The organism is Streptomyces sp. NPDC028368, assembly GCF_055565615.1.
Genome location: NZ_JBVHTY010000009.1, coordinates 123,860 through 148,932 on the forward strand (window position 1 = coordinate 123,860; position 25,073 = coordinate 148,932).

At 70.6% G+C, this 25,073-nt stretch carries 17 protein-coding genes, 1 pseudogene and 1 riboswitch; of the genes and pseudogenes, 8 read left to right on the forward strand and 10 right to left on the reverse strand.

The features are described 5' to 3' along the window. Complete coding sequence (locus tag ACZ4S3_RS22025) at positions 1-771, forward strand: sirohydrochlorin chelatase (protein ID WP_467936702.1); 771 nt, start codon at positions 1-3, stop codon at positions 769-771. A 72-nt stretch (positions 772-843) separates the two neighbouring features. Here the strand turns inward: ACZ4S3_RS22025 and ACZ4S3_RS22030 are convergent. Beyond that, positions 844-1,380 (reverse strand): annotated as a pseudogene (locus ACZ4S3_RS22030) (citrate/2-methylcitrate synthase); the annotation flags it as partial. Positions 1,381-1,479: 99 nt separating this feature from the next. Then, positions 1,480-2,886 (reverse strand): short-chain fatty acyl-CoA regulator family protein, encoded by a 1,407-nt coding sequence (locus ACZ4S3_RS22035; protein ID WP_467936704.1) that lies wholly within the window; start codon positions 2,884-2,886, stop codon positions 1,480-1,482. 368 nt (positions 2,887-3,254) lie between these two features. On the opposite strand from ACZ4S3_RS22035, the gene aceA reads away from it, so the two are divergent. The 4 genes from aceA to metE all read left to right on the forward strand — a co-directional run bounded on the left by aceA (position 3,255) and on the right by metE (position 10,088). Continuing rightward, positions 3,255-4,538, forward strand: coding sequence for an isocitrate lyase (aceA, locus tag ACZ4S3_RS22040; protein ID WP_467936706.1), 1,284 nt, complete (start codon positions 3,255-3,257; stop codon positions 4,536-4,538). A gap of 158 nt (positions 4,539-4,696) precedes the next feature. Further along, positions 4,697-6,328, forward strand: a complete 1,632-nt coding sequence (gene aceB / locus ACZ4S3_RS22045; RefSeq protein WP_467936708.1) for a malate synthase A — start codon at positions 4,697-4,699, stop codon at positions 6,326-6,328. Next, a complete protein-coding gene (locus ACZ4S3_RS22050) occupies positions 6,325-7,206 on the forward strand; it encodes a 3-hydroxybutyryl-CoA dehydrogenase (RefSeq protein ID WP_467936710.1) in 882 nt (293 codons plus the stop codon). The genes aceB and ACZ4S3_RS22050 overlap by 4 nt, the downstream gene beginning before the upstream one ends. A 169-nt stretch (positions 7,207-7,375) precedes the next feature. Beyond that, a riboswitch (cobalamin riboswitch) is annotated at positions 7,376-7,605 on the forward strand. A 164-nt stretch (positions 7,606-7,769) separates the two neighbouring features. Next, positions 7,770-10,088: a 5-methyltetrahydropteroyltriglutamate--homocysteine S-methyltransferase gene (gene metE, locus ACZ4S3_RS22055; protein WP_467936712.1), complete on the forward strand. Its 2,319-nt coding sequence runs from the start codon at positions 7,770-7,772 to the stop codon at positions 10,086-10,088. A gap of 471 nt (positions 10,089-10,559) precedes the next feature. Here the strand turns inward: metE and ACZ4S3_RS22060 are convergent, their stop codons facing one another. The 5 genes from ACZ4S3_RS22060 to ACZ4S3_RS22080 form a co-directional block, all read right to left on the reverse strand. Next, positions 10,560-11,648 (reverse strand): glycosyltransferase family 2 protein, encoded by a 1,089-nt coding sequence (locus ACZ4S3_RS22060; RefSeq protein WP_467936714.1) that lies wholly within the window; start codon positions 11,646-11,648, stop codon positions 10,560-10,562. Positions 11,649-11,930: 282 nt separating this feature from the next. Next, positions 11,931-13,136 carry a S8 family peptidase gene (locus ACZ4S3_RS22065; protein ID WP_467936716.1) on the reverse strand — a complete coding sequence of 402 codons (1,206 nt, stop codon included), beginning with the start codon at positions 13,134-13,136 and terminating at the stop codon, positions 11,931-11,933. Between the two features lie 395 nt (positions 13,137-13,531). Further along, positions 13,532-14,857, reverse strand: coding sequence for an ABC transporter substrate-binding protein (locus ACZ4S3_RS22070; protein WP_467936718.1), 1,326 nt, complete (start codon positions 14,855-14,857; stop codon positions 13,532-13,534). Beyond that, positions 14,857-15,732 carry a carbohydrate ABC transporter permease gene (locus ACZ4S3_RS22075; protein WP_467937013.1) on the reverse strand — a complete coding sequence of 292 codons (876 nt, stop codon included), beginning with the start codon at positions 15,730-15,732 and terminating at the stop codon, positions 14,857-14,859. Before ACZ4S3_RS22075 ends, ACZ4S3_RS22070 begins: the two co-directional genes overlap by 1 nt. A gap of 5 nt (positions 15,733-15,737) precedes the next feature. Then, positions 15,738-16,676: a carbohydrate ABC transporter permease gene (locus ACZ4S3_RS22080; protein ID WP_467936720.1), complete on the reverse strand. Its 939-nt coding sequence runs from the start codon at positions 16,674-16,676 to the stop codon at positions 15,738-15,740. Positions 16,677-16,981: 305 nt separating this feature from the next. Between ACZ4S3_RS22080 and ACZ4S3_RS22085 the strand changes: the two genes are divergently transcribed. After that, positions 16,982-17,872, forward strand: a complete 891-nt coding sequence (locus ACZ4S3_RS22085; protein ID WP_467936722.1) for an aminoglycoside phosphotransferase family protein — start codon at positions 16,982-16,984, stop codon at positions 17,870-17,872. Positions 17,873-17,969: 97 nt separating this feature from the next. Here the strand turns inward: ACZ4S3_RS22085 and ACZ4S3_RS22090 are convergent, their stop codons facing one another. After that, a complete protein-coding gene (locus ACZ4S3_RS22090; RefSeq protein ID WP_467936724.1) occupies positions 17,970-18,683 on the reverse strand; it encodes an exonuclease domain-containing protein in 714 nt (237 codons plus the stop codon). Positions 18,684-18,885: 202 nt separating this feature from the next. Between ACZ4S3_RS22090 and ACZ4S3_RS22095 the strand changes: the two genes are divergently transcribed. Then, entirely contained in the window at positions 18,886-19,602 is a 717-nt protein-coding gene (locus ACZ4S3_RS22095) for an SDR family NAD(P)-dependent oxidoreductase (RefSeq protein WP_467936726.1), read from the forward strand. A 56-nt stretch (positions 19,603-19,658) separates the two neighbouring features. Here the strand turns inward: ACZ4S3_RS22095 and ACZ4S3_RS22100 are convergent, their stop codons facing one another. After that, the gene (locus tag ACZ4S3_RS22100) at positions 19,659-20,909 is read right to left on the reverse strand and encodes an SAV2148 family HEPN domain-containing protein (RefSeq protein ID WP_467936728.1); all 1,251 of its coding nucleotides are present in this window, start codon (positions 20,907-20,909) and stop codon (positions 19,659-19,661) included. A gap of 702 nt (positions 20,910-21,611) precedes the next feature. Between ACZ4S3_RS22100 and glgX the strand changes: the two genes are divergently transcribed. Beyond that, complete coding sequence (glgX, locus tag ACZ4S3_RS22105) at positions 21,612-23,780, forward strand: glycogen debranching protein GlgX (protein ID WP_467936730.1); 2,169 nt, start codon at positions 21,612-21,614, stop codon at positions 23,778-23,780. Here glgX and ACZ4S3_RS22110 read toward each other — a convergent pair. Then, positions 23,716-24,987 carry an MFS transporter gene (locus ACZ4S3_RS22110; protein WP_467936732.1) on the reverse strand — a complete coding sequence of 424 codons (1,272 nt, stop codon included), beginning with the start codon at positions 24,985-24,987 and terminating at the stop codon, positions 23,716-23,718. The genes glgX and ACZ4S3_RS22110 overlap by 65 nt on opposite strands. Positions 24,988-25,073 lie beyond the last annotated feature (86 nt).

Here is a 25,073-nt window from a genome sequence, read left to right on the forward strand (position 1 = left end):
ATGGACGCACACCCCACACTCCTCGTCATCGCCCATGGCAGCCGCGACCCGCGGCACGCGGCGACCGTCTCCGCGCTCTGCGCGCGGGTGCGGTCGCTGCGGCCGGGGCTGCGGGTCGAGGTCGGCTATCTCGACTTCAACGCGCCCAGCGTGCCCCGGGTGCTGGAGCGCCTGTCGGCCGAGGGGATACGGGATGTGGTGGCGCTGCCGCTCCTCCTCACCCGCGCCTTCCACGCGAAGTCCGATATCCCGGCGGTACTGCGGGAGGCCGCGCTGCGGCTGCCCCTGCTGACCGTCCATCAGGCCGAGGTGCTCGGCCCCTCCTCCCTCCTGACCGCCGCGCTGGAGCGGCGGCTGGAGGAAGCCGGGCTGCGGCCCGGCGACCGCCGCTCGACCGGGGTCGTGCTGGCCTCGGCGGGCTCCAGTGACCCGGAGGCGATCGCAGTGATCGCTGAAATCGCGCGGGAGTGGCGGCGCACCGCTGGTTGGTGTGCCGTGCGACCTGCGTTCGCCTCCGCATCTCTTCCCCGTACGGCGGATGCCGTGCGGGCGCTACGGGCCGACGGCGCCGACCGGGTCGCCGTCGCCCCCTATGTCATCGCGCCCGGCTTCCTCCCGGACCGCATCGCCGCCGGGGCCCGCGAGGCCGGCGCGGACATCCTCGCGCCGGTGCTCGGCCCCGCCCCCGAGCTGGCCCGGCTCCTGCTCCGGCGCTACGACCAGGCGGCCGAGGGCCGCATCCGGCGGCGGCTGACGGCGCTGAGCGCCTGACGGGAGCCGTGCGTCCGTCGCGCGCCGACGCCTGCGAGCCGTCGTCGGCGGGTGCCGTTCCGCCGCCGTCACCGCGCTGTAGAGGTCGGAGAGGGTGGAGGTGACCACGCGGGCGGTGAACGTCGAGGCGTTGAAGCTGTGTTCGGCGTAGAGGATCAGCGAGGTCTCGAAGCAGCGCACGACCTCGGGGGCGGGAACGGTGCCGAAAGCACATGTGGAAGAAGTTCTCGGCGTAGCCGAGGCGCGGGTCGGGCCGGAGGGGCTCCAGCCCAGCCCGTGCCGTCTGCGGTGGTCGGCGGCGACCACGGCCGGCAGGCAGGCCAGCAGGGGCAGGGACTTGGCGGTGGTGCGGTCCAGCGGGCGCAGGGCGCGTTCGCGGGCCCGGAACTCCGCCAGCTGCGCGGGGTCGGGGAGTTCGCCGTACCAGAGGAGGTGGGCGACTTCCTCGAAGGAGCAACGGGCTGCCAGGTCCTGGACCGGATAGCCGCGGCAGGTAAGGGAGTTGGTCTCCTGGATGACCGTGGAGATCTCCGTGGTGTCGACGAAGACGCCGGCGAGACCGCGGTGGATGTCCGGCTTCTGCTGCTCCGACGGGATGACAGTGGGCATGGCGGTCCTCCGTGGGGTGCGGGGATGGGCCGGGCGCGGTCAGGCGCCGCACCCCGGACATCGGCGACCGCCGCGCGTCCCCGGCCGCGGAACGCGCGATCAGATGTCCGGTTCGGCGACGGGGTACGGCACGAACGTGCTGCTGTTCTCGTCCACCGCGAGCCGGCGGTCCAGCGGCGGCACCGCCCGCTGCGGGCAGTCGGTGCGTTCGCAGATCCGGCAGCCCATGCCGATCGGGGTGGCCGCCGCCGCGTTGCCGAGGTCCAGGCCGTCCGAGTAGACGAGCCGGGAGGCATGCCGGACCTCGCAGCCGAGGCCGATGGCGAACGTCTTGCCGGGCTCACCCCAGCCACCGCGGTGCCGGGTGATCGCTCGGGCGGTCCACAGGTAGCGCTGCCCGTCCGGCATCGCGGCGATCTGGACGTGGATGCGGCCGGGCGCGGCGAACGCCTCGTAGACGTTCCACAGCGGACAGGTACCGCCCGCCCGGGAGAAGTGGAAGCCGGTCGCCGACTGCCGTTTGGACATATTGCCCGCGCGGTCCACCCGCACGAACGAGAACGGCACTCCCCGCAGGCGCGGGCGCTGGAGGGTGCTCAGGCGGTGGCAGACCGTCTCGTAGCCGAGACCGAACTGGTCGGTGAGCCGCTCGATGTCGTAGCGCGCCTCTTCCGCCGCCGCGTGGAAGCGGCGGTACGGAAGGATCAGTGCGGCGGCGAAGTAGTTGGCGATGCCGATGCGGGCCAGCGACCAGGCGGCGGAGTCCGGGGTGAAGTCCTCCGAGGCGAGGCGGGACAGTTCGTCGTCGTATTCGAGGAACGCCAGCTGCGTGGCCATCCGGAACGCCTGCTGGCCGGGGCGCAGCCTGCTCGACAGGCGCAGAACGCGCTCGGCGGCGTCGTAGCGGTGCAGGGCGCGCGAGTCGGCCGATACCCGTACGTCGTGGCGGTCGGCCAGGCGGGCGGCCAGGATGCGCACGACCTCACCGGGGCGGATGCGGATCTCGGTGGCGAGCTGTTCGGCGGCCAGGTCGGCGTCGTGGAGGTAGTTCCGGCGGCGGTAGAAGAATTCGCGGATCTCCTCGTGCGGGGAACGCGGCAGCGCGGCGACGGTCTGCCCCCTTCCCTCCGCGGCTTCGGCCAGCCGCTCGGCGAGCTGGTGGTTGCGGCGGCCGAGATCGACCAGCACTCCGGCGACGGTCGGCATGCGGGAGGCAAGTTCCGCGATGTCGGCGGGCGATACCCGGTCGGCGGTGATCTCGTTGGCGAGTGCGTCGCGCAGATCGGCGACGAGCCTGCTGGTGTCGCGCTCGGAGAAGAACCCCGCGTCGACACCGAACACCTCGGTGAGACGAAGCAGGACGGGGACGGTCAGCGGCCGTGAGTCGTGTTCCATCTGGTTGAGGTAGCTGGGCGAGATCTCCAGCATGCGCGCCAGGGCCGCCTGGCTCAGGCGCCGGTCGTCGCGAAGCCGTCGCAGGCGTGCTCCGGCGTAGGTCTTGCTCACGGTGATCGCCGTCCCTCTCCGCGGGAGTCTCCGCGCTGGATCTTCAGCGGACCATAGCCTGCCCGAACCTTCGCAAGGTTGGCAAAGACGGGTGGGAAGATACGCAAAACTTGGCACAACTCCACGGTTGATGGCACTCAGTGCCGGTGTCAGAGTCTGAGTACGGCCCGCCGGAACCGGCGACCGAAGCGGAACACCGGGCACGATTCATGCCCTGATGTCGGAGAACCCGGCCGTTCCAGACGGAAGTCCGCGCAACATTGCTCACCCTTGATCGCGCAGGGAACTCCGGCGGGCCGCATCTGAAGACGGCACCCAGTGCCACATTCGCATCTTTGACAAGACACAGGCAGACCCGGGAGACGGTCATGGCACAGGCAAGCACGACGACGGCCGCAGAGCTGGCGCAGCGGTGGGCGGCCGACCCCCGCTGGAAGGGCATCGAGCGCACCTACACGGCCGAGGACGTGGTCCGGCTGTCGGGCAGCGTCCGTGAGGAGCACACCCTGGCCCGGCGCGGTGCCGAGCGGCTGTGGCGGCAGCTGCACGAGCAGGACTACATCCACGCGCTGGGCGCGCTGACCGGCGGCCAGGCGGTGCAGCAGGTCAAGGCCGGCCTCCAGGCGATCTACCTCTCCGGCTGGCAGGTCGCCGCCGACGCCAACCAGGCCGGCCACACCTACCCCGACCAGAGCCTCTACCCGGCCAACTCCGTGCCGCAGGTGGTGCGACGGATCAACAACGCACTTCTGCGCGCCGATCAGATCGCCACCGCGGAGGGCGGCAGCGACACCACCGACTGGCTCGCACCGATCGTCGCCGACGCCGAGGCCGGCTTCGGCGGGCCGCTCAACGTCTTCGAACTGACCAAGGCGATGATCGCGGCCGGCGCCGCGGGCATCCACTACGAGGACCAGCTCGCGTCCGAGAAGAAGTGCGGCCACCTCGGCGGCAAGGTCCTCGTGCCCACCGGCCAGCACATCCGCACCCTCAACGCCGCCCGCCTCGCTGCCGACATCGCCGACGTGCCCACCCTCATCGTGGCCCGTACGGACGCCCTCGCGGCAAACCTGCTGACCAGCGACATCGACGAGCGCGACGCCCGGTTCGTCACCGGAGAGCGCACCGCCGAGGGCTTCTACCGGGTCCAGAACGGCATGGCCCCCGTCATCGCCCGCGGCCTGGCCTACGCGCCCTACGCCGACCTCATCTGGGTGGAGACGGGGACGCCGGACCTGGCGCAGGCCCGCGAGTTCGCGGAGGCGATCCACGCGGAGCACCCGGACCAGATGCTGGCGTACAACTGCTCGCCGTCGTTCAACTGGAAGGCCGCCCTCGACGACGACCAGATCGCCAAGTTCCAGCGGGAGCTGGCAGCGATGGGCTACCGCTTCCAGTTCATCACCCTGGCCGGCTTCCACTCCCTCAACCACGGCATGTTCGACCTGGCCCGCGGCTACGCCGAGTCCGGCATGACCGCCTACGTCGACCTCCAGGAGAAGGAGTTCGCCGCCCAGGAGCACGGCTTCACCGCGGTCAAGCACCAGCGAGAGGTCGGTACCGGCTACTTCGACCAGGTGTCGACGGCCCTCAACCCGGCTTCCTCGACCACCGCGCTCGCCGGCTCCACCGAGGAGGAGCAGTTCCACTAGGAACCGCTCGGCCCTCTCCGGGCGCCGCCGGCCCCGCTGTTGGCCCCCATGGCTCGGCGCGTATGCGGCCGGCCGCCCCGTATCCAGGTGAGGGCCGGACGACCGTCTCCGTCCGGCCCTCACCGCTCCGCTCCACTCCGCCCGTTGAGGAGATGCGCATGTCCACCACCGAACTGACCAGCCGTGTCCAGGTGCTCGGCGCTTCCCCAAGCTCTCGACTCGGCTCGAGCAGGGGAGGCCCCAATGGCGACCGCTTCGACGAGATCCTCACACCCGCCGCCCTTGATTTCCTCGGGTGCCTCGCCCACACCTTCGCCGACCGGTACCGCGACATCCTCACCGAGCGCCGCCGCCGCGCCCTTCGCCTCTCTTCCGGGTCCCCGCTCGACTTCTCGCGGGCCACCTCCGCCATCCGCGCCGATCCGCACTGGCGGGTCGCACCGCCCGCGCCGGGTCTCACCGACCGCCGGGTGGAGATCACCGGGCCGCCGGAGCGCCGGATGACGGTCGACGCGCTCAACTCCGGGGCGCAGGTGTGGCTGGCCGATTTCGAGGACGCCACCTCCCCCACCTGGGACAACATCATCGGCGGCCAGTTGAACCTGCTGGACGCCATCGAGCGGCGGATCGACTTCACGGCACCCGACGGCGCGGAGTACCGCCTCGGCGACCGGCTCGCGACCATCGTCGTCCGCCCGCGCGGCTGGCACCTCACCGAAGAGCATCTCCTCGTCGACGGCCGTCCCGTGCCCGCCTCGCTCGTCGACTTCGGCCTGTACTTCTTCCACTGCGCGCAGCGCCAGATCGACGCCGGCTCCGGCCCGTACTTCTACCTCCCCAAGCTGGAGAACGCCTGCGACGCCCGCCTGTGGAACGACGTGTTCGTCCTCGCCCAGGATCTGCTCGGCATCCCGCGGGGCACCATCCGCGCCACCGTCCTGATCGAGACGGTCACCGCGGCCTTCGAGATGGAGGAGATCCTCTACGAGCTGCGCGAGCACAGCGCCGGGCTCAATGCGGGCCGCTGGGACTACCTCTTCAGCCTGATCAAGATCTTCGCGCATCGCCCCGACTTCTCGCTCCCCGACCGGAAGCGGGTCACCATGACGGCGCCCTTCCTGCGGGCCTACACGGAACTCCTCGTGCGCACCTGCCACAAGCGCGGTACGCACGCCATCGGCGGCATGGCCGCGCATGTGCCCAGCCACGACGCACAGGCCGACGGGGCCGCTCTCGCCACGGTGCGTCTCGACAAGGAGCGCGAGGCGGAGGCCGGCTTCGACGGGACGTGGGTCGCCCACCCCGGGCTTGTCCCCTTCTGCCGCGACATCTTCAACGGCGTGCTGGGCGGGCAGCCGCACCAGATCGACCGCACCCGGGAGGATGTCGACGTTCCGGCCGAGGCGCTCCTGGCCGTCCGGCGCACCGCGGGACCGCCCACCGAGGAAGGCGTGCGCGCCAACATCTCTGTCGCGTTGCGCTACTTCGACGCTTGGCTGCGCGGCACCGGTGCCGTGGCACTGGAGGGGTTGATGGAGGACGCGGCAGCCGCCGAGATCGCCCGAGCGCAGATCTGGCAGTGGCTGCGCCACGGCGCCGTCGACCGGGACACGGTGCTCGGCCTCCTCGACGGCGAGATCGCCGCCTTGGGAGCCGAGTACCCCTGGGCACGGCTCGACGACGTCCGGGAGCTGTTCGAACGGACCGCTCTCGCCAAGGAGCTCCCCGCCTTCTTCACCCCGGACGCCTACGCCCGCCATCTCGTGCACCGTGCGGAGGTCACGGCATGAGCGCCGCGCTGAACACCGCGATCCGACGGGTCGGAGTCGTCGGCGGCGGCCAGATGGGCGCGGGCATCGCCGAGGTGTGCGCCCGCGCCGGGCTCGACACCGTGGTCTGCGAGGCCGATGCGACCGCGGCCCGTGCGGCCCGCGAGCGGGTGGCCGTCTCCCTCGAACGCGCCGTCCAGCGCGGCAAGTTGGACCGTATCTCGGCCGAGGACGCTCTGACCCGGATGGTCTTCACCGGCAGTCTCGACGACCTCGCGGACCGGCAGCTCGTCATCGAGGCGATCGTCGAGAACGCCGCGGCCAAGACCGACGTCTTCGCCGCCCTCGACAAGATCGTCGAGGATGAGGAGGCGATCCTGGCGACCAACACCTCGGCCATCCCCGTCATGCGGCTCGGCATGGCCACCCGCCGCGCGGACCGCGTCCTCGGGCTGCACTTCTTCAACCCGGTCCCGGTGCTGCCGCTCGTCGAGGTCGTCACCTCCCTGCACACCACGCCGGCGACGGTCTCCGCCGCCGAGGAATTCGTCACCGGCACCCTCGCCAAGACGGTCGTACGGTCCCAGGACCGGGCCGGCTTCGTCGTCAACGCGCTGCTCGTGCCGTACCTGCTCTCGGCGATCCGGATGGCCGAGTCCGGCTTCGCGACCGCCGCCGACGTGGACGCGGGCATGGAGCTGGGCTGCGCGCACCCCATGGGCCCGCTGAAGCTCGCCGACCTGATCGGCCTGGACACCGTGGCATCCATCGCACGGTCCCTCTACGACGAGTTCAAGGAACCCCTCTACGCGCCGCCACCGCTGCTCCAGCGCATGGTGGAGGCGGGACTGCTCGGCCGCAAGACCGGGCGCGGGTTCCACACCTACGACCAGGGCTGAGGGTCCCTGGATCGCCGTCGGGCTGAGGGGCCCGGCAGGTGTGCGGTACGGGGCGCGGAACGGAGACTGAGGCCGTTCCGTGCCCTGCCGCGTGCGAACCTCGCCCCGCCGGTGTCTCATCTCACAGTCCGGAATGTGAACAGAGGTGTCCGCCGCGACGGCCGCGTTCTACGCTGGCCGGGCAATTGGTTCGCCCCGTCCGCCAGACGGGCCGCGTCGTAAGAGGGAACCCGGTGAGAATCCGGGACTGCCCCGCAGCGGTGAGTGGGAACGACCGCCGTCATACGCACTGGATCCGGGCCGCGGATCCGGGAAGCGACGGCCAGTAGGTGCCCGCCGGAAGAGACTCCGGCAGGCGCGCCCGCGAGTCCGAAGACCTGCCCGTTGCCCGTGCACGCCCCTGCGTGGACGGAGATCCCGGTGACCTCGAGGGCGGGTCGGCGTACATATCAGGCGGACACGTGCGTCGCGAGCGCAGCGTGGTTCCGTCCGGTTCGTCATCCCTTCGCGTTCCTCGTTCCGTCCCGGGACATTCAGGAGACACATCCGCGAAGGAGAGTTCCGTGACAGCTAAGCCCGCAGCCGCGGCAGCACGGGCCACCGTGTACGGCTACCCCCGCCAGGGCCAGAACCGGGAACTGAAGAAGGCCATCGAGGGCTACTGGAAGGGCAAGGTCACCGCCGACGCCCTGACGGAGACCGCCCGCACCCTGCGCCGTTCCCACTGGCAGCAGCTGGCCGACGCCGGCATCCACGAGGTGCCCACCGGTGACTTCTCGTACTACGACCATGTGCTGGACACCAGCGTCATGGTCGGCGCGATCCCGGACCGCCACCAGGCCGCCGTCACGGCCGACGCCCTCGACGGCTACTTCGCCATGGCCCGCGGCACGCAGGAGGTGGCGCCGCTGGAGATGACCAAGTGGTTCGACACCAACTACCACTACCTGGTACCCGAGTTGGGGCCGGACACGGTCTTCGCTGCCGACTCCACCAAGCAGGTCGCCGAGCTCACCGAAGCGCTCGGGCTCGACCTCACCGCCCGCCCGGTGCTCGTCGGACCGATCACCTACCTTTTGCTGTCGAAGCCCGCCCCCGGCGTGGCCGCCGACTTCGAGCCGCTGACCCTGCTGGACCGACTGCTGCCCGTCTACGCCGAGGTCCTCGCCGACCTGCGTGCCGCCGGCGCCGAGTGGGTGCAGCTCGACGAGCCCGCCCTCGTCCAGGACCGCACTCCGGCCGAACTGGACGCCGCGGCCCGCGCCTACCGCGAACTGGGCACCCGCACCGACCGCCCCAAGCTCCTGGTCGCCTCGCACTTCGACCGGCTGGGCGAGGCCCTGCCCGTCCTGGCCAAGGCTCCGGTGGACGGACTGGCGCTCGACTTCACCGACGCGGCCGCGGCCAACCTCGAGGCGCTGGCGGCCGTCGGCGGACTGCCGGGCAAGCGCCTGGTAGCGGGCGTGGTCAACGGCCGTAACATCTGGATCAACGATCTGGAGAAGTCGCTGGCCACCCTCGGCACCCTGCTCGGCCTCGCCGACCGGGTCGATGTGGCCGCCTCCTGCTCGCTGTTGCACGTCCCGCTGGACGCCACCGTCGAACGCGACATCGACCCGCAGATCCTCCGCTGGCTGGCCTTCGCCAAGCAGAAGACCGCGGAAATCGCCACGCTCGCCCGCGGCCTGGCGCAGGGCACCGACACCATCGCCGCCGAACTCGCCGCGAACCGCGCAGACTTGGCGTCCCGGGCCGGTTCGGCGCTGACCCATGACCCGGCGGTACGCGCCCGCGCCGCGGCCGTCACCGACGCCGACGGCCGCCGCTCGGCGCCGTACCCCGAGCGGGCCGCCGCCCAACGCGCCCACCTCGGGCTGCCGCTGCTGCCGACCACCACCATCGGCTCGTTCCCACAGACCGCCGACCTGCGCACTGCCCGCGCCGACCTGCGCACAGGACGGATCGACACCGCGGGATACAACGACCGCATCGCGGCCGAAATCCGCGACGTCCTCGCCTTCCAGGAAAAGGCCGGCATCGACGTCCTCGTCCACGGCGAGCCCGAACGCAACGACATGGTCCAGTACTTCGCCGAGCAGCTCACCGGCTACCTCGCCACCCAACACGGCTGGGTCCAGTCCTACGGCACCCGCTACGTCCGCCCACCAATCCTGGCCGGCGACATCTCCCGCCCCGAACCTATGACAGTCCGCTGGACCTCCTACGCCCAGTCACTCACCAACCGCCCCGTCAAAGGCATGCTCACCGGCCCGGTCACCATGCTCGCCTGGTCCTTCATCCGCGACGACCAGCCACTCGCCGACACCGCCCGCCAAGTCGCCCTCGCCCTGCGCGACGAAGTGAACGACCTCGAAACAGCCGGCACATCCATCATCCAAGTCGACGAGCCCGCACTGCGCGAAACGCTGCCACTACGCACAACCGACCACACCACCTACCTGACCTGGGCCACCGAAGCATTCCGCCTCACCACCAGCAGCGCACTGAACCGCACCCAGATCCACACCCACATGTGCTACGCCGAATTCGGCGACATCGTCCAGGCCATCGACGACCTCGACGCAGACGTCATCAGCCTGGAGGCCGCCCGCTCCCACATGCAGGTCGCCCGGGAACTGGCTACGGCCCGCTACCCACGCGAGGCCGGCCCCGGCGTCTACGACATCCACTCCCCCCGCGTCCCCAGCACCGACGAAGTAACCACCTTGCTCCGCAAGGGACTTGAGGCCATCCCCGCCGAACGCCTCTGGGTCAACCCCGACTGCGGTCTCAAGACCCGCGGCTGGCCGGAGGTGCGGTCCGCGCTGGAGAACCTGGTCACCGCCGCCCGCACCGTCCGCACGGAGCTGTCCGGCTCCTGATTCCGTTGACGGCCGGGAGGGAACGCAGCCGCGCCCTCCCGGCCGTCTCGGCATGTCCACCAGGAGACGGATGCCGGCACAGGTCAACAAGGCGCTGTCCTGCGGGAGTCGACAACGTCGTAACAGGCTGCGTTCCTCGGGGGCGAGACGCTGGTTGGCCCAGGCCGCCATGGCGAGCAGGAGGGGGCGCAGGGCGGCGCGGCCCTGCTCGGTGAGGAGGTACTGGTGGTGAGGAGCATCGGCCCCTAATTCCCTCTCGAAGTCCATGGGCGCGCCTCCGCCCGGCCTGAACGGGTAGCCCCGGAGCCCCGGAGCCCCGGAGGCCCGGGAGCCCGACCCCGGTCAACCGGATCTCTCTCCATCCGGACCCGGACCGGGAGCGGGACCGGGAGCGGGACCAGGACCGGCATGGCCGACGGACCGTGCGGGCACGGCCACCCGCGGCCGGTGCCTTTGGCGGCTCCTTCCCGCTCAGGCCGTAGCGGCGACGGCCGGCCCCGGGCGGGTATCGGCCCGGCCTTTCTCGTAGACCGTGAGGCCCCGCGACAGGTGGAGCGGCACCAGCAGCAGTTCCACGACGAGGGCTTTCCAGGCGTAGACGAGGTTGACGGCCTTGGTCGCGTAGACGCAGGGGATGTTCAACAGGACACCGGCGAGCGGGAGTTTGCGGCGGTGGGCGGCGTAGATCAGTGGTGGCGCCGTCAGCACCAGCTCGGCTCCGGCCCACCAGGCGAAGGTCAGCGCCGGAGACTGGCCCGTCGTCGCGGCGACCACGAAGGGCGTGGCCCACCACAGAGGCGCGGTCAGGATCTCCAGCAGGGCGAGGAGCACCCAGAGCGCCAGCAGCGGTTTGCGCACGATCAGCCGCCCGAGATGCAGCCGCACGTTCTGACAGAAGCCGGCCATCCAGCGCCAGACCTGTTTGCGGAGATAGGTGAGGTCTTCGGGGTCGGCGGCCAGGGCGAGGGCATCGGAGACATAGACCGCCCGCCTACCCGCGATCTGCTGGGACCAGGTGTAATCCATGTCCTCCACGATGGTCCGCTCGGGAAATCCGCCGAAGGCCACCAGGTCGTCCCGCCGGAAGACGGAACAGCAACCCGAGCACACCATGGGGCTGTTGGCGCGGGCCTGGATGGGCCGATGCCAGTGGAAGCCGAACAAATACTCCGTGGACCGTCCGCGCTCCCAGATGCTGCGGGTATGGCGGGTGCGGACCGTGCCCGCCGCGACCGAGACATTGGGGTCGTCGAAGACGGGGACAACGGTCTCGATGTAGTCCGGCGCGAGGACGGTGTCCGCGTCGACGGCCAGCACGAGGTCGGTGGTGCAGTGCGGAAGGGCGTAATTCTGCGCCTTGGCTTTACTGCCGAGATTGCGCGGCGGGCGGAGTACGGTGACTGCGTGTGAGGCCGCTACCTCGCCCGTACGGTCCGTGGACGCATCGTCCACGACCAGAATCCGGTCAGGTGGCACCGTTTGGCACGCGAGCGATTCCAGCGTGGCCGGCAGCCCCTCCTCCTCGTTGTGAGCGGGCACGATGACGGTGATGGTGTGCATGGTGAGCTCCTCCCCCTGTCTTGCGGATGGCGTCGGCCGCGACCGCGATCAGGCCGATCACGCCGTAGACGATGGTGCTGATGCCGATGAACGGCAGTCCTCCGTGCATGTCACCGACCGTAGCGGGAGGGAGCGTCGAGCGGTTGCGGAGGCGACCTCCTGTGGATAACTGCGCCAAGTCGGTTTCGGTGCCATCCGGTTGGGGCCCGGACACACAAAACCGCCGGCCGCCGCGCTCCGTGGGGGAGAGCGCGACGGCCGGCGGGCAGAGCCGGGAGGGGGTTACTCGACGATCTTCAGGAGCTTGTTGGGCGTGCCGTCGCCCGGGTTGGAGATCTTGTCGGGGGTGGCGCCGTCCGTCAGCGCCTTTTCGACGTCCGCGGGCTTGGCGTCCTTGTGGCCCGCCAGGTAGACCGCGGCGGCACCGACGACGTGCGGGGTCGCCATGGACGTACCCGAGATCGTCTTGGTGGCGTCGTCGCTGTTGTTCCAGTCCGAGGTGATGTCGGAGCCGGGGGCGTAAAGGTCCACCACGCTGCCGTAGTTGGAGAAGTCGGACTGCTCGTCCTTGTCGGTGCTGGAGGCCACCGTGATGGCCTCCTTCACGCGCGCCGGGGAGCCCTGGCCCGCGTCGGTGGACTCGTTGCCCGCCGCGACGCCGAAGGTGACACCGGAGTCGATGGCCTTCTTCACGGCCGCGTCCAGCGCCTCGTCCGCGCCACCGCCGAGCGACATGTTGGCGACCGAGGGGCCCTTGTGGTTCTTGGTGACCCAGTCGATGCCCGCGACGACCTGCTCGGTGGTGCCGGAGCCCTGACCGTCCAGGACCTTGACGGCCACGATCTTGGCCTTCTTGGCGACGCCGTGGGCCTCACCGGCGATGGTGCCCGAGACATGGGTGCCGTGGCCGTTGTCGTCCTCGGCCTTGTCGCTGTTGTCGATGGCGTTGAAGCCGTACGACGCGCGGCCGCCGAAGTCCTTGTGGCTGATGTGGACACCGGTGTCGATGACGTAGGCGGTGACGCCCTCACCCGCACTGTCGGGGTAGTTGTACTTCTTGTCGCCCTGGGTGTCCGCCTGGTCGATGCGGTCCAGGCCCCACGACGGCGGGTTGTCCTGGGTGGCGTCGATGTGGAACTTCTTGTTCTGTACGACCTTGTCGACGGCCGGGTCGGCGGCGAGGCGCTTGGCCTCGTCCTCGTCCAGACCAGTCGTCGAGAAGCCGTCGACGGAGGAGTAGCTCCGCTTGACCTTGCCGCCGTACTTGGCGGCGAGGTCGCCGCTCGCGGCGGTACGGACCGACTTCTTCAGCATGACGATGTAGCTGTCACTCACGGCACCCTTGGCCTGGGCACCATAGATCTTGCCCTCGACGGGAGCGGGGGAAGCGCCGGCGGTGACCGCGGTGACCGTGGCGATGCCCGTTGCCGCGACAGCGGCGGCTATCGCCGTGATGAGCCGCTTCTTGCTGGAACGCTTGTGATCCATTGCGAGGGTTCTCCTCGTTCGTGGTGTGGGGGGAAAGCGTTGCGCAATAGCCCGAAGAGACCGCAAAATCTCCGCGGGCTGGCTCGAAACCCTGTCGGATTGATGAGTTCAATTCAAGGGCCGCCCGGTCGTGTGAGATAAGCAACAACCTTGAATAAATGCAAAAGGCCGCAGAAACGGTCAAAGAGAGCCGCCCAGTTGAAGGGTAGGGACTCAACTCCGTTTACATTGCCGCAATAGAACGTGACGGTGGGCGACGAGCGCCCGCGATCCGTCGACGGGGCGTGGAAAGATCGCGCCCGGCAAGACGTGCGGCCGACAGCTCAACTCAGGGCGGTAATTCGGCCTCGATGGGATCCGCCGCCCCGCCCCTTTCCCATTCCTCGCCGCCGCGGTCACCGCTGATAGCGCGCCAGCACCAAGTTGCCGTCCTTGACGAGCCGTCGGCGCAGGGCGTCCAGGTCGATCGCGCCGCTGTAGTACTCCTGGAGACCGGGCGTTGCGATCTTGTCCTTCCACTCCGGGTAGCCGCGTACGGACTGGGCCGGCGCCGAGCGCAGGGCGCCCGCCAATGCCGTGCCGGTGGCCCAGTCGTATCGGGCCACCCGTAGCGCGGGGTCCTTGAGAGCCTGCCGGCCGGTCGGCAGCATCCAGTCGCCCAGGGCCAGTCGGACCATGTTCTCCGGGTGGAGGAGGAAGTCGATGAAGGCCATCGCCTCCTCCTTGTACGGGCAGTCCTCGGCCACCGACAGGGTCTGCGGGCTCACCCCCTGGTCCAGGGCGGTGCCCTTGGGGGCGGGCAGCACCGTCCAGTCGAAGCCCTTGGGGGCCTGCTGGACGATCTGCTGGCGGTAGGAGAACCCGAGCGGCACCATCGCGTACCGCCCGGCGAAGAAGCCCGGCAGGGTGTCCGAGCCGCCCATGCCCAGGGTCGAACGGGAGGCGGTCCGGTCGACGTTGACCTGGTCGTGGACGGTGCGCGGCACCACCTGGTCGACGGCGTCGAAGCGCACCTCCACCTTGCCGTCGGGGCGGCGGTGGAAGACCTGGCCGCCGGTGGACAGAGCGAGATTGAGGGTGACCGAGACCGGCTCCTTCAACGGCCAGGCGACGCCGTAGTTGCCACCACGGGTCATCTGCTGGGCGGCATCCGCGAACTCCTCCCAGGTCCAGGGGTGTTCGGGGGTGGGGATCCGGACGCCGGAGCGCTTCAGCTTCGTACGGTTGGCGATCAGCACCCGTGGTTCCTGGAGGAACGGGACGCCGTACACCCTGCCGTCGAAGGTGCCACTCGCCCAGCTCCGGCGCGGAATTTCCCTCTTGAGACGGGGCGACACCAAGGACGTGAGGTCGGCGAGATCGCCGCCGTAGGCGAAGTCGGCGAGGTCGTCGGTGGCGTCGTGGATGATGTCCGGCGCCTCGCCGCCCTCGAAGGAGGTGAGCAGCTGGTCGTGGACGGTGGCCCAGGCAGCCTGGACGTAGTGCACCTGGACGTCGGGGTGCCGGCGGTTCCATTCCGCGACCAGTTGTCTGTTGACCTTGATGGAGTCCTGCTGCCAGGCCAGCGACTGGAAGCGCAGAGTGATCTTGCCGCCGGTCGCCCGTCGGCGTTCGGCGGAGCAGCCGGGCAGCAGGGCCGCGGCGGGCAGCGCGGCGGCCGCCGCGAGGAGCCCTCGCCGGGGCAAACGGCCCGGTGTCGTCGCGTTGTTCCCGTGACGCATCAGCTCTTCACCGCCCCGGCCATCATGCCGCCCGTGATGCGCCGCTGGATGACGGCGAACAGGAGCAGGCTCGGGAGGGTGGCGAGCAGCGCGGCGGCGGCGAGCGGGCCGAGGTCGGCGACGCCCTCCGTCCCGATGAAGTGGGTCAGCACGACCGGCAGCGTCTGTTTCTCGGGAGACTTGAGCAGGACCAGGGCGAAGAAGAACTCGTTCCAGGCGGTGATGAAGGCGAACAGCGCGGTGGCGACGATGCCCGGCGCGAGCAACGGTGCGGTGACCGAGACGAGGGTACGGATGCGGCCCGCGCCGTCCATGGCCGCGGCCTCCTCCAGCTCGGGCGGCACCGCGCGGACGTAGCCGGTCAGCATCCACAGGGCGAACGGCAGCGACCACACCACATAGACCATGATCAGGCCGATCCGGGAGTCGACCAGATGCAGGGTCTTCAGGATCAGGAACAGCGGGATGATGACCAGGACCAGGGGAAAAGCCTGGCTGATGACGACCCAGCCGGTGCCGGCCCGTGCGAGGCGGCCCCGGGAGCGGGCCAGGACGTAGGCCATCGGGGTCGCCAGCGCGATCGCGATCACCGCGGAAACGGCCGCGGCCAGCAGGCTGTTGCCCGCCGCCGCCAGCAGCGGCTGCTGCTCGAACGCCTGCCGGAAGTTGTCCAGGGTGGGCGCCTCGGGAATCCAGGTGGGGTGGATGCTGCCCATTTCGCGCGGTGGCTTGAAGGCGGTGGAAATCAGCCAGAGGAAGGGGAAGGCGAGAAAGACCAGGTAGCAGAGGAGGGCGGCGTACTGGCCGGTGCGGGTGGCGGTGCGCCGGGCGGTCGGGCGGCGGCGCGCCCGGGGCCCCGGGCCGACTTGGCTCACTTGGCTCACTTGTCGTCGTCCCCCTTCAGCCGGCCGGCCAGATAGACGGCCAGCAGGACCGAGATCACCGCGACCATCGCCAGCCCCATCGCGGCGGCGTAGCCGAACTGCCCGTAGCGGAAGGCCTCTTCGTAGGCGAAGAGCATCGGCAGGCGTGTCCGGCCGCCGGGGCCGCCGTCGGTCAGCACGAAGACCAGGGCGAAGGAATTGAAGTTCCAGATGAAGTTGAGGGCGGTGATCGCGAGGGCGACGGGTTTGATGGCGGGCCAGGTGACCGTACGAAAACGCCGCCAGGCGCCGGCGCCGTCCATGGCCGCCGCCTCGTGCAGTTCCTTGGGGACGTTCTGCAGACCGGCCAGGAGGGAGACGGTGGTCTGGGGCATACCCGCCCAGACGCCGACGACGATGACCGCGGGCAGGGCGGTGGCCAGACCGCTCAGCCAGTCCCGGCCGCCGGATCCCGACAGCCCGAGATTGCGCAGCGTCTCGTTCAGGATGCCGGCGTCCGGGTGGTAGACCAGCCGCCACATGATGCCGACGACGACCTCCGGCATCGCCCACGGGATGATCGCCAGCGCGCGGGCCAGCCAGCGCATCCGGAGGTTCAGATTGAGCAGCAGGGCAAGGCCCAGGGCGAGCAGGAACTGCGGGACGGTGACACCGACGGCCCACACCAGGCCGATCCGGAAGGAGTCCCAGAAGAGGGTGTCGTGGAACAGATCGGTGAAATTCAGCGCCCCGACGAACCGGGTGGCCTGGGTCCGCCCCGACTGGGCGTCGGTGAACGCCAGCCCGATGCCGTACAGCAGCGGACCGACGCTCAGCACCAGGATCGGGATCAGCGCGGGCAGCACGAGGAACCAGGCTCCGTGGTCGCTCCGCGGCCCCGCGGTGCGGCCCGAGGCTCTTGCAGCGGACCGCTGCGGTGCCGTCACGAGGGTCACGGCGAAGACTCCTCACCCTGTGCTTCCGCCGTCGGCACTGCCGCCATCGCACGCCACCTCTCCCCCGTTGTCCGCGCCCCCGTTGCCCGCCCCGGCCTGCGCGCCGTACTGCCCGGCGCGGCAAGGCCGTTCGGGCCGGCGGCCGGTCCGTCGCCCGGTGCCCCGGTGCGGTCGGCCGCCGTCATCGTCGTGACGGCGGCCACCGCCGTCAAGCTCCCGGCCGGATTCCGTGAAGGATCTCCCCACCTGGGACGTCACGGGGCCTGCGACACTGGTCGCGATCACGCAAAGCAGGAGGCACCACGATGACCGAACCGAGCCCCGCCGCCTTCACGGAGGCGCGCGCCCGGGACGTCCTGGCGGCGGCCGGGCACCCCGACGCGGCGGCGGACGCCCAGCTGCTCTCGCTCGGCGAGAACGCCGTCTTCGCCCTCGATGAGCGCGGGCCGGTCGTACGGGTGGGCCGCAGCGCCGAGCTGCTGGAGCGCGCCGAGCGGGAACTGGGCGTGGCCCAGTGGCTCCAGGCGCAGGGCGTGCCGGCGGTACGGGCCGCCGAGCCCATGGCCTCCCTGGTCGACGGGCACCCCGTGACGTACTGGCAGCGGCTTGCGCCGGCCACCCGCCCCGCGGGACCGGGCGATCTCGCCGAGCTGCTGAAGGTGGTCCACGCGCTGTCGGAACCGCCCATCGCCCTCCCCCGGCGCGAACTCCTCGGCGGCGTCGAGCGTTGGCTGCGGCTGGCGGGCGACGCCGTTTCGGCGCAGGACGCGGAGTATCTGCGCGGGCGGCGGGATGCGTTCGCCGCGGCCGCGTCGGCGCTGGAACCGCATCTGGGGCGCGGTCCCATCCACGGCGATGCGCTGCCCCGTAACGTCCATGTCGGGCCCGACGGGCCGGTGCTGGTCGACCTGGAAACCTTCTCCTCCGATCTGCGCGAACACGATCTGGTCGTGATGGCGCTGAGCAGGGACCGCTACGGGCTGGCCGCGGACGCGTACGACACCTTTGTGTCGGTCTACGGCTGGGATGTACGGGACTGGGAGGGCTGCGCCGTGCTGCGCGGATCCCGCGAAACGGCGAGCTGCGCCTGGGTCTCCCAGCACGCGCCCGGCAACCCCGCGGCGCTGGCGGAATTCCGCCGCCGGGTCGCGTCGCTGCGCGAGAAGGACGCGACGGTGCGGTGGTATCCCTTCTGAGGGACATCCCTGTCTGAGGGGATGGAAGGGGCATCCCTTCTGGCGGCCTCGGGGCGCCCTGGCGGGACCGCCGCGCCGGGCCCGGCTCCGGTGTCCGTCAGGCCTGGTAGGGAATGAGCGGCCAGGCCGGCTCGACTATCGCCTGGGGGTCGCCGGAGCGCCGCAAGTACTCCTGGAACGAGGCGGCTTGGGATGCTGCGGCCTCCTCCTGCAGGGCGTGCAGGTCGCGCGGCGAGGGGATGGCGACGGCCGGGTACTTCTCCCCGATACGCCGGGCGACGCCGGCCGCGGCCGCGGCGTCGGCGCCCGCCTCGTGCGCGCCGTCCAGCCGCACGCCGTAATGCCCGCAAAGGGCCTGCAGCGCGCGCTTCCCCTTGCGGTAGCGGTCCACATGCTTGTCCAGGACCAGAGGGTCGATGACCGGCGCGGGTGCGTGCCCGAGGCGGTCCGTCAGCGTCCGTACGCCGTGGCGCCGGCACTCGCGGTCGAGGAGCGAGAGGTCGTATCGCGCGTTCATCACCACCAGCGGGATGTCCGCGCGCAGGGCCTCGGCCAGCGCCTCGGTGATTTCCTCTATCGCGGTGGCCGGCGGACGGCCGCGTTCTCGGACATATGCGGTCGAAATGCCGTGAATCGCCGCCGCTTCGTCGGGAATCGGGACGCCCGGGTCGAGCAGCCAGGACTGCTTTCCGGCCACCCGGCCGTCGCCTTCCAGCCGGATCAGCGCGGCGGTGACGATGCGGTCCCGCTCGACATCGGTGCCCGTGGTCTCCAGGTCAAAGCCGACCAGCAGCTCCTGATACCAACTCATGCCGAAACCTCGCTTCGCTCGGCCTCGCACTCGCTCGGCGCGCACCTCTCCTTGACTCCCTCGCTGCGCTCACTCATGCGGCCCCTCCTTCGGTGGTACTTCCCCCGTTGCTGATTCACTCTCCCACGCACCACTGACAATCCCCCCGGCTGCCCATCGCGGCAGACCCCCGCCGCCGTCCCGCCGCCCCTAGGCTGACCGCATGGACCTACGGCTGGCAGGACACGGCGTGCTGGTGACGGGCAGCAGTTCCAGGATCGGCGCGACGATCGCCGCGACGCTGGCGGGCGAAGGGTGCGATGTCCTCGTCCACGGGCGGGACGCGGCCGCCGCCGCAGCGGTCGCCGAACAGGTCACGGCCCACGGGGTGCGCGCCGAAGTGGTGCTGGGCGATCTGAGGGAGCCGGGCGTCGCCGAAGAGGTCGCGGTCACGGCACGCGAGTTCGGGGCCCGCATTCTGGTCAACAACGCCGGTCCGTTCGCCGGACACGGCTGGGACAGTGCCCGGCCGGCCGACTGGCGGGCCGCGTTCGAGGGGAATGTGCTGCCGACGGTACGGGTCACCCAGACCCTGCTGCCCTCGCTGCGCCAGCACGGCTGGGGCCGGGTGATCACCATCGGCAGCCGCGCCGCACGGACTCCGCCGCCGGACATGGCCGCCTACGCCGCGGCCAAGGCGGCCGTGGTCAACATGACCACGAGCCTGGCTCACCACCTCATCGGGACCGGGGTCACCGCGAACTGCGTGAGCCCGGGGACCATCGTCACGGACGAGGACCGCGTCGACGGGTCGGCGGACGAGCGGCGGGGGCGCCCGGAGGACATCGCCGCCGCGGTCGCCTATCTGGCCAGCCCGCTCGCCGACTACGTCAACGGAATCGAGCTACGGGTCGACGGCGGACTCACGGGGACACCGTAGGTCTCCGCCGGCCCCGCCGCCTGTGCCACCCGCGCCGCGGTCCAGGCGCCGCACGGTCACGACACGGGCCGCGAGTCCGCCCACACGCTTTCGAACTCCTCGCGGTAGGTCTCGAACAGACCGTGCTCGCCGTCGCGCCCGTCCCGCCCGTCCGTCCGGACGATGTTGCGGCCGCCGCCGCGCAGGACCAGAACCGGCGACTCCATCCCGCGGCTCTTGCGCAGATAGCTCTGCACCACCGCCAGGCCGTCGGGGCCGTCGCCGTCGACAAGATAGGCGGTGAAGCGCGGGGTCTCGTCGAAGACCTGGATCTCGAAGGCTCCGGGGTCGCGCAGCCGGGCCCGCACCCGCCGCATATGGAGAATGTTCATTTCGATGGAGCGGCTCATCTCGCCCTTCTTCAGGCCGATTTCGCGCTCCCGGCGGCGGACCGCGCTGCTCGCGGGGTTGAGGAAGAGCAGGCGGATGCGGCAGCCGGACTCGGCGAGCCGGACGAGGCGGCGGCCGGAGTAGTTCTGGACGAGGAGGTTCAGGCCTATGCCCACCGCGTCGAGGCGGCGGGCATCGCCGAAGAGGTCCTCGGCGGGGAGCTGGCGCTGCAGGCGTACCCGGTCGGAATGGACGCCGATGACGTCGGCGTAGCGGTCGCCGACGAGGTCTTCCACGGCATCGATGGGCAGCCGGCCGGAGACCCGGGTGCCGGCGCCGGAGCCCAATATGTCGAGCAGCCGGGCGGACGCCCGCTCCGCCTGGGCGAGCACCGTCTGCGACAGGGCGCGGTTGCGGGAGACGATGTTGCGGGCGACCTCCAGCTCGTCGAGGGCCAGCTCGACCTCGCGGCGGTCGTCGAAGTACGGCTCGAAGCAAGGCCAGTGCTGGACCATCAGCTCCCGCAGCTGAGGCAGCGTCAGGAAGCTGACGATGTTGTCGTCGGCGGGGTCGAGGAGATAGCCCTTGCGGCGGCTGACCTCGCGGACCGCGACCGCGCGCTGCACCCATTCCTGCCCGGCGGGCCCGGCCGCCGCGATGACCCATTCGTCGCCGTGCACCGGCTCGTAGATGGGCCTCAGCACGGCCGCCACGACGGCCCGCAGCCGCTGCTCGACCAGATTCAGCCAGATGTAGGCGCGTCCGGCCCGGCTGGCGCGGGTACGCACCTCGCTCCAGGCGTCGGCGCCCCAGTCGAGTTCCGCCCCGATCTCCAGCGGGCGCGCCAGGGACACCGCGCCGGGCGGTGCATCGACGGAGCCGCCCTCATAACCCTCATGACTCTCGTCACCAGGGGGCAACTCCAGCCCGCCGCTCACCTGCCACCGCCTTCCGAACCCCCGTGCCAACGATCAAGGCAGACTACTGCGGTGCGGGAGGCGGTGCAGCAGGATGGATCGAGTCGGCTGCCAACTCCCCTGCGTACCAGGGCGCGTTGCCTCCGGGGCGCGGGAGGGGAGTGAGCGGATTCATAGCTGTGACGTCGCAGGGAGCCGGGCGGGGCCGATGCCGGCCCACGCGATGGGGTGTTTCCGTGGCCGGCCGTTGACCCGGGCGCGTCCGCGATGTGGCGACGCGGCGGTCCGCTCCTGGCACGGCGACACCGAAATCCCCGCGCATGGAATGCCGTTGGAATGCCGCTGGAGTGCTGTCGGAATGCCGTTGGAGTGCTGTTCGCGATGTCCTTGTGCATTCCGGTCGGCGGCGATGATGGCGGTGCGCCGGCCGACGCTCTCCGCAACAGCTTCGGCCGCTTCGGCTTCGGCTTCGGCCGCTTCGGCTTCGGCTTCGGCTTCGGGCGGGACTCCTGCACAGCATCTCCGGCATCACATTCCCCCGCACCCTCTCCCGGCGCGCCTTAGTACGACGATCCGACATCGCGACCCATTGCCCACATTTCAGCGAAAACAAGGCGAGATTCCCCCTATAGGGACCAGGTTGGGGAAGGATTTCGCTTCGGTCCGCGGACGCGTGTCGTGGAGTCGCCGCTGCCCCCGACGAGAAGGTGGAAGAGTCAACGCATGCAGGTCTGGCCGGGACAGATGTATCCGCTGGGTGCCACCTATGACGGGGCGGGCACCAACTTCGCGGTGTTCTCCGAAGCCGCGAGACGCATCGAGCTGTGTCTGCTGCACGACGACGGTTCGGAGACCGCCGTCGAGCTGCGCGAGAGCGACGCCTTTGTGCGGCACGCGTATCTTCCGGGGGTGATGCCGGGGCAGCGCTACGGCTTCCGGGTGCACGGTCCCCACGAGCCGGGACGCGGGCACCGCTGCAACTCCGCGAAGCTCTTGATGGACCCGTATGCGCGGGCGATGAGCGGCCGGATCGACTGGAGCGAGGCGGTCTACGGCTACCACTTCGGCCGGCCGGAGGCGCGTAATGACATGGATTCGGCGCCGCACAGCATGGCGTCGGTGGTGGTCAATCCGTACTTCGACTGGGGTGACGACCGGCCGCCGCGCACCGCGTATCACGAGACGGTGCTCTACGAGGCCCATGTGAAGGGCCTGACGATGCTGCACCCGGAGCTGCCGGACGAGCTGCGCGGGACCTATGCGGCACTGGCGCATCCGGCGATCATCGACCACCTGACGAAGCTGGGGGTGACCGCCCTGGAGCTGATGCCGGTGCATCAGTTCGTGCAGGACCACCGGCTGGTGGATGCGAAGATGACGAACTACTGGGGCTACAACACCATCGGGTTCTTCGCCCCGCACAATGCGTACGCGTCCTGGGGAGACCGCGGGCAGCAGGTGCTGGAGTTCAAGACGGCGGTGCGGGCGCTGCACCGGGCCGGGATCGAGGTGATCCTCGATGTGGTCTACAACCACACGGCGGAGGGCAATCATCTGGGCCCGACGCTGTCGTTCCGGGGGCTGGACAATGCCTCGTACTACCGCCTGACGGACGACAAGCGGTACTACATGGACACCACCGGGACCGGGAACTCCCTGCTGATGCGCAGTCCGCATGTGCTGCAGCTGGTGATGGACTCGCTGCGCTACTGGGTGCAGGAGATGCACGTGGACGGGTTCCGGTTCGATCTGGCGGCGACGCTGGCCCGGCAGTTCCACGAGGTGGACCGGCTGTCGTCGTTCTTCGATCTGGTGCACCAGGACCCGGTGGTCAGCCAGGTGAAGCTGATCGCCGAGCCGTGGGACCTGGGGGAGGGCGGCTATCAGGTGGGGAACTTCCCGCCGCTGTGGACCGAGTGGAACGGCAAGTACCGCGACACCGTACGGGATCTGTGGCGGGGCGAACCGCGCACCCTGGCGGAGTTCGCGTCCCGGCTGACGGGCTCGTCGGACCTCTATCAGGGTGACGGGCGACGGCCACTCGCCTCGGTGAACTTCGTGACCTGCCACGACGGCTTCACGCTGCACGACCTGGTCGCCTACAACGACAAGCACAACGAGGCCAACGGCGAGGACAACCGGGACGGCGAGCGCTTCAACCGGTCGTGGAACTGCGGGGTCGAGGGGGCGACCGACGATCCTTCGGTGCGGCGGCTGCGGGCCCGCCAGATGCGGAATTTCATCGCGACGCTGATGCTGTCGCAGGGCGTGCCGATGCTCAGTCACGGGGACGAGTTCGGACGCAGCCAGGGCGGCAACAACAACGCGTACTGCCAGGACAACGAGCTGTCCTGGGTGCGGTGGCCGGAGAGCGACGCCAAGGCGGACCGGGACGAGGCGGAGGAGGGCGATCCGGCGGAGGCGCCGGACGAGGAGCGGGAGCTGCTGGCGTTCGTGCGGCAGATGGTGTGGCTGCGGCGCGATCACCCCGTGTTCCGGCGGCGGCGGTTCTTCCAGGGGCAGCCGGTCGAGGGCACGTATGACGAGCTGTCCGATATCGCGTGGTTCACGGCCGAGGGCGAGGAGATGGGCACCCGCGACTGGCAGTCCGTCCACGCCAAGGCGCTGACGGTCTTTCTGAACGGCAGCTCCATCTCCGAGCCGGGACCGCGGGGCGAGCCGATCTCGGACGACTCCTTCCTGCTGATGTTCAACGCGCACGAGCAGGAGATGGAGTTCACGGTTCCGGTGCACCACGGGCGGCAATGGCAGGTGGTGGTGGACACCGACCGGCCGCGGGCGGCGGCGGACGGCCAGGGTGCGAAGGTCAAGGCCGGTGATCTGCTGACGCTGACCGGACGGAGTCTGCTGGTGCTGCAGCGGCCGACGTGACGCGGGCGGTCCCGCTCGTCACCCGGGCCGCGACCGCGACGGCGAGGATCAGGACGGCAGCCCCCACGGCGACGGCGAAGGCGGCGAACGGCCCGTGCGCATCGGCGAGCCGGCCGGAAGCGGCCAGCGCCAGGGCCTGGCCGCCGACCACCGCGCTGGTGAGGAAGGCCATCGACTCGGCCAGCCGGGTGGCGGGTACCGCCCGTTCGGTGAGCCCGAAGACCGTGATCAGATGCGGTGCGAAGGCCACGCCGAGGACCACGACGACCAGATAGAGCGCCCCCAGCGTCTGGACGAACAGCAGCGGCACCGAGAGCACGATCAGCGCGGCGGCGGCCCCCCGCCACCGGGTCAGCAGCCCGATCCGGGCGGGCACCAGGGCCAGCGAGAGGCCCGCCACCGCGCTCATCACGCCCATCGCGGCGTAGACGAGGCCGGCCTGTGCGGGCTGGTGGAGGCGTTCGGTGAGCGCGGTGATGCCGGCCTGGCAGGCGCCGAACATGGCGCCCTGCAACACCATCGAGGCCCGCATGGCGAGCACGCCGCGAGACAGCCGGGAGCGGGCCGGGCGGCTGCCGGACGGGCCCGCCGCGGGCCGTAGCACCCTGGCCGTCGGGTGCAGCGCGAAGGCCGTGCCGCAGACGGCGAGCAGCACCGCGGCCAGCGCCAGTGCCACGGCCGGATGGGCGACCGTGGCGGCCAGGCCCACCAGCGCCGGGCCGAGCACGAACGACACCTCGTCCAGGGTCCCTTCGAAGGAGAGCGCGGCATTGACCATGCGGTCATCGGCCCTCACGTGATGGGCGAGGGCCACCAGACGGGTGCGGGCCAGCGGCCCGATCTGCGGTACGCAGGCGCCTGCCAGCAGCCCGATCAGGGCCAGCGGCAGCGTTGCGGTCCGCGCGAGGGAAGCCGTCACCAGTGCGGTCACGGCAAGGGCGTTGAGCCAGCAGGCCGCCAGCACGACGGGCCGCTGCCCGTGCCGGTCGGCGAGCCGGCCGATCAGCGGCCCGGCGATGGTCTGCCCCGCGGCCAGCGCACCGCCCACCAGGCCCGCGGTGGCGAGCGAACCGCTGGTCCTCGCCACCAGCAGCAGACTGCCGAGCTGGCACATGGCGGTCGGAAGTCTGCCGAGGAAGGAGGCGAAGGGCAGCAGGGGCCCGCCCAGGGCGATCACCTGGCGATAGGTGGCTGTGACAGCGGTCATCGGGCGGACGCTACCCGGGGCGGGGCGCCGCACCGTACACACGGGACGTACGAAGGAATGCCGCGCGCCGGCTCGCCGGGTCGGAG

Excerpts from the sequence above, each read along its gene's own strand:
- ACZ4S3_RS22025 (WP_467936702.1), top strand. The coding sequence starts at position 1 with ATGGACGCACACCCCACACTCCTCGTCATCGCCCATGGCAGCCGCGAC.
- aceA (WP_467936706.1), top strand. The coding sequence starts at position 3,255 with ATGGCACAGGCAAGCACGACGACGGCCGCAGAGCTGGCGCAGCGGTGG.
- aceB (WP_467936708.1), top strand. The coding sequence starts at position 4,697 with ATGTCCACCACCGAACTGACCAGCCGTGTCCAGGTGCTCGGCGCTTCC.
- ACZ4S3_RS22050 (WP_467936710.1), top strand. The coding sequence starts at position 6,325 with ATGAGCGCCGCGCTGAACACCGCGATCCGACGGGTCGGAGTCGTCGGC.
- ACZ4S3_RS22060 (WP_467936714.1), bottom strand. The coding sequence starts at position 11,648 with ATGCACACCATCACCGTCATCGTGCCCGCTCACAACGAGGAGGAGGGG.
- ACZ4S3_RS22065 (WP_467936716.1), bottom strand. The coding sequence starts at position 13,136 with ATGGATCACAAGCGTTCCAGCAAGAAGCGGCTCATCACGGCGATAGCC.
- ACZ4S3_RS22070 (WP_467936718.1), bottom strand. The coding sequence starts at position 14,857 with ATGCGTCACGGGAACAACGCGACGACACCGGGCCGTTTGCCCCGGCGA.
- ACZ4S3_RS22085 (WP_467936722.1), top strand. The coding sequence starts at position 16,982 with ATGACCGAACCGAGCCCCGCCGCCTTCACGGAGGCGCGCGCCCGGGAC.
- ACZ4S3_RS22090 (WP_467936724.1), bottom strand. The coding sequence starts at position 18,683 with ATGAGTTGGTATCAGGAGCTGCTGGTCGGCTTTGACCTGGAGACCACG.
- ACZ4S3_RS22095 (WP_467936726.1), top strand. The coding sequence starts at position 18,886 with ATGGACCTACGGCTGGCAGGACACGGCGTGCTGGTGACGGGCAGCAGT.
- glgX (WP_467936730.1), top strand. The coding sequence starts at position 21,612 with ATGCAGGTCTGGCCGGGACAGATGTATCCGCTGGGTGCCACCTATGAC.
- ACZ4S3_RS22110 (WP_467936732.1), bottom strand. The coding sequence starts at position 24,987 with ATGACCGCTGTCACAGCCACCTATCGCCAGGTGATCGCCCTGGGCGGG.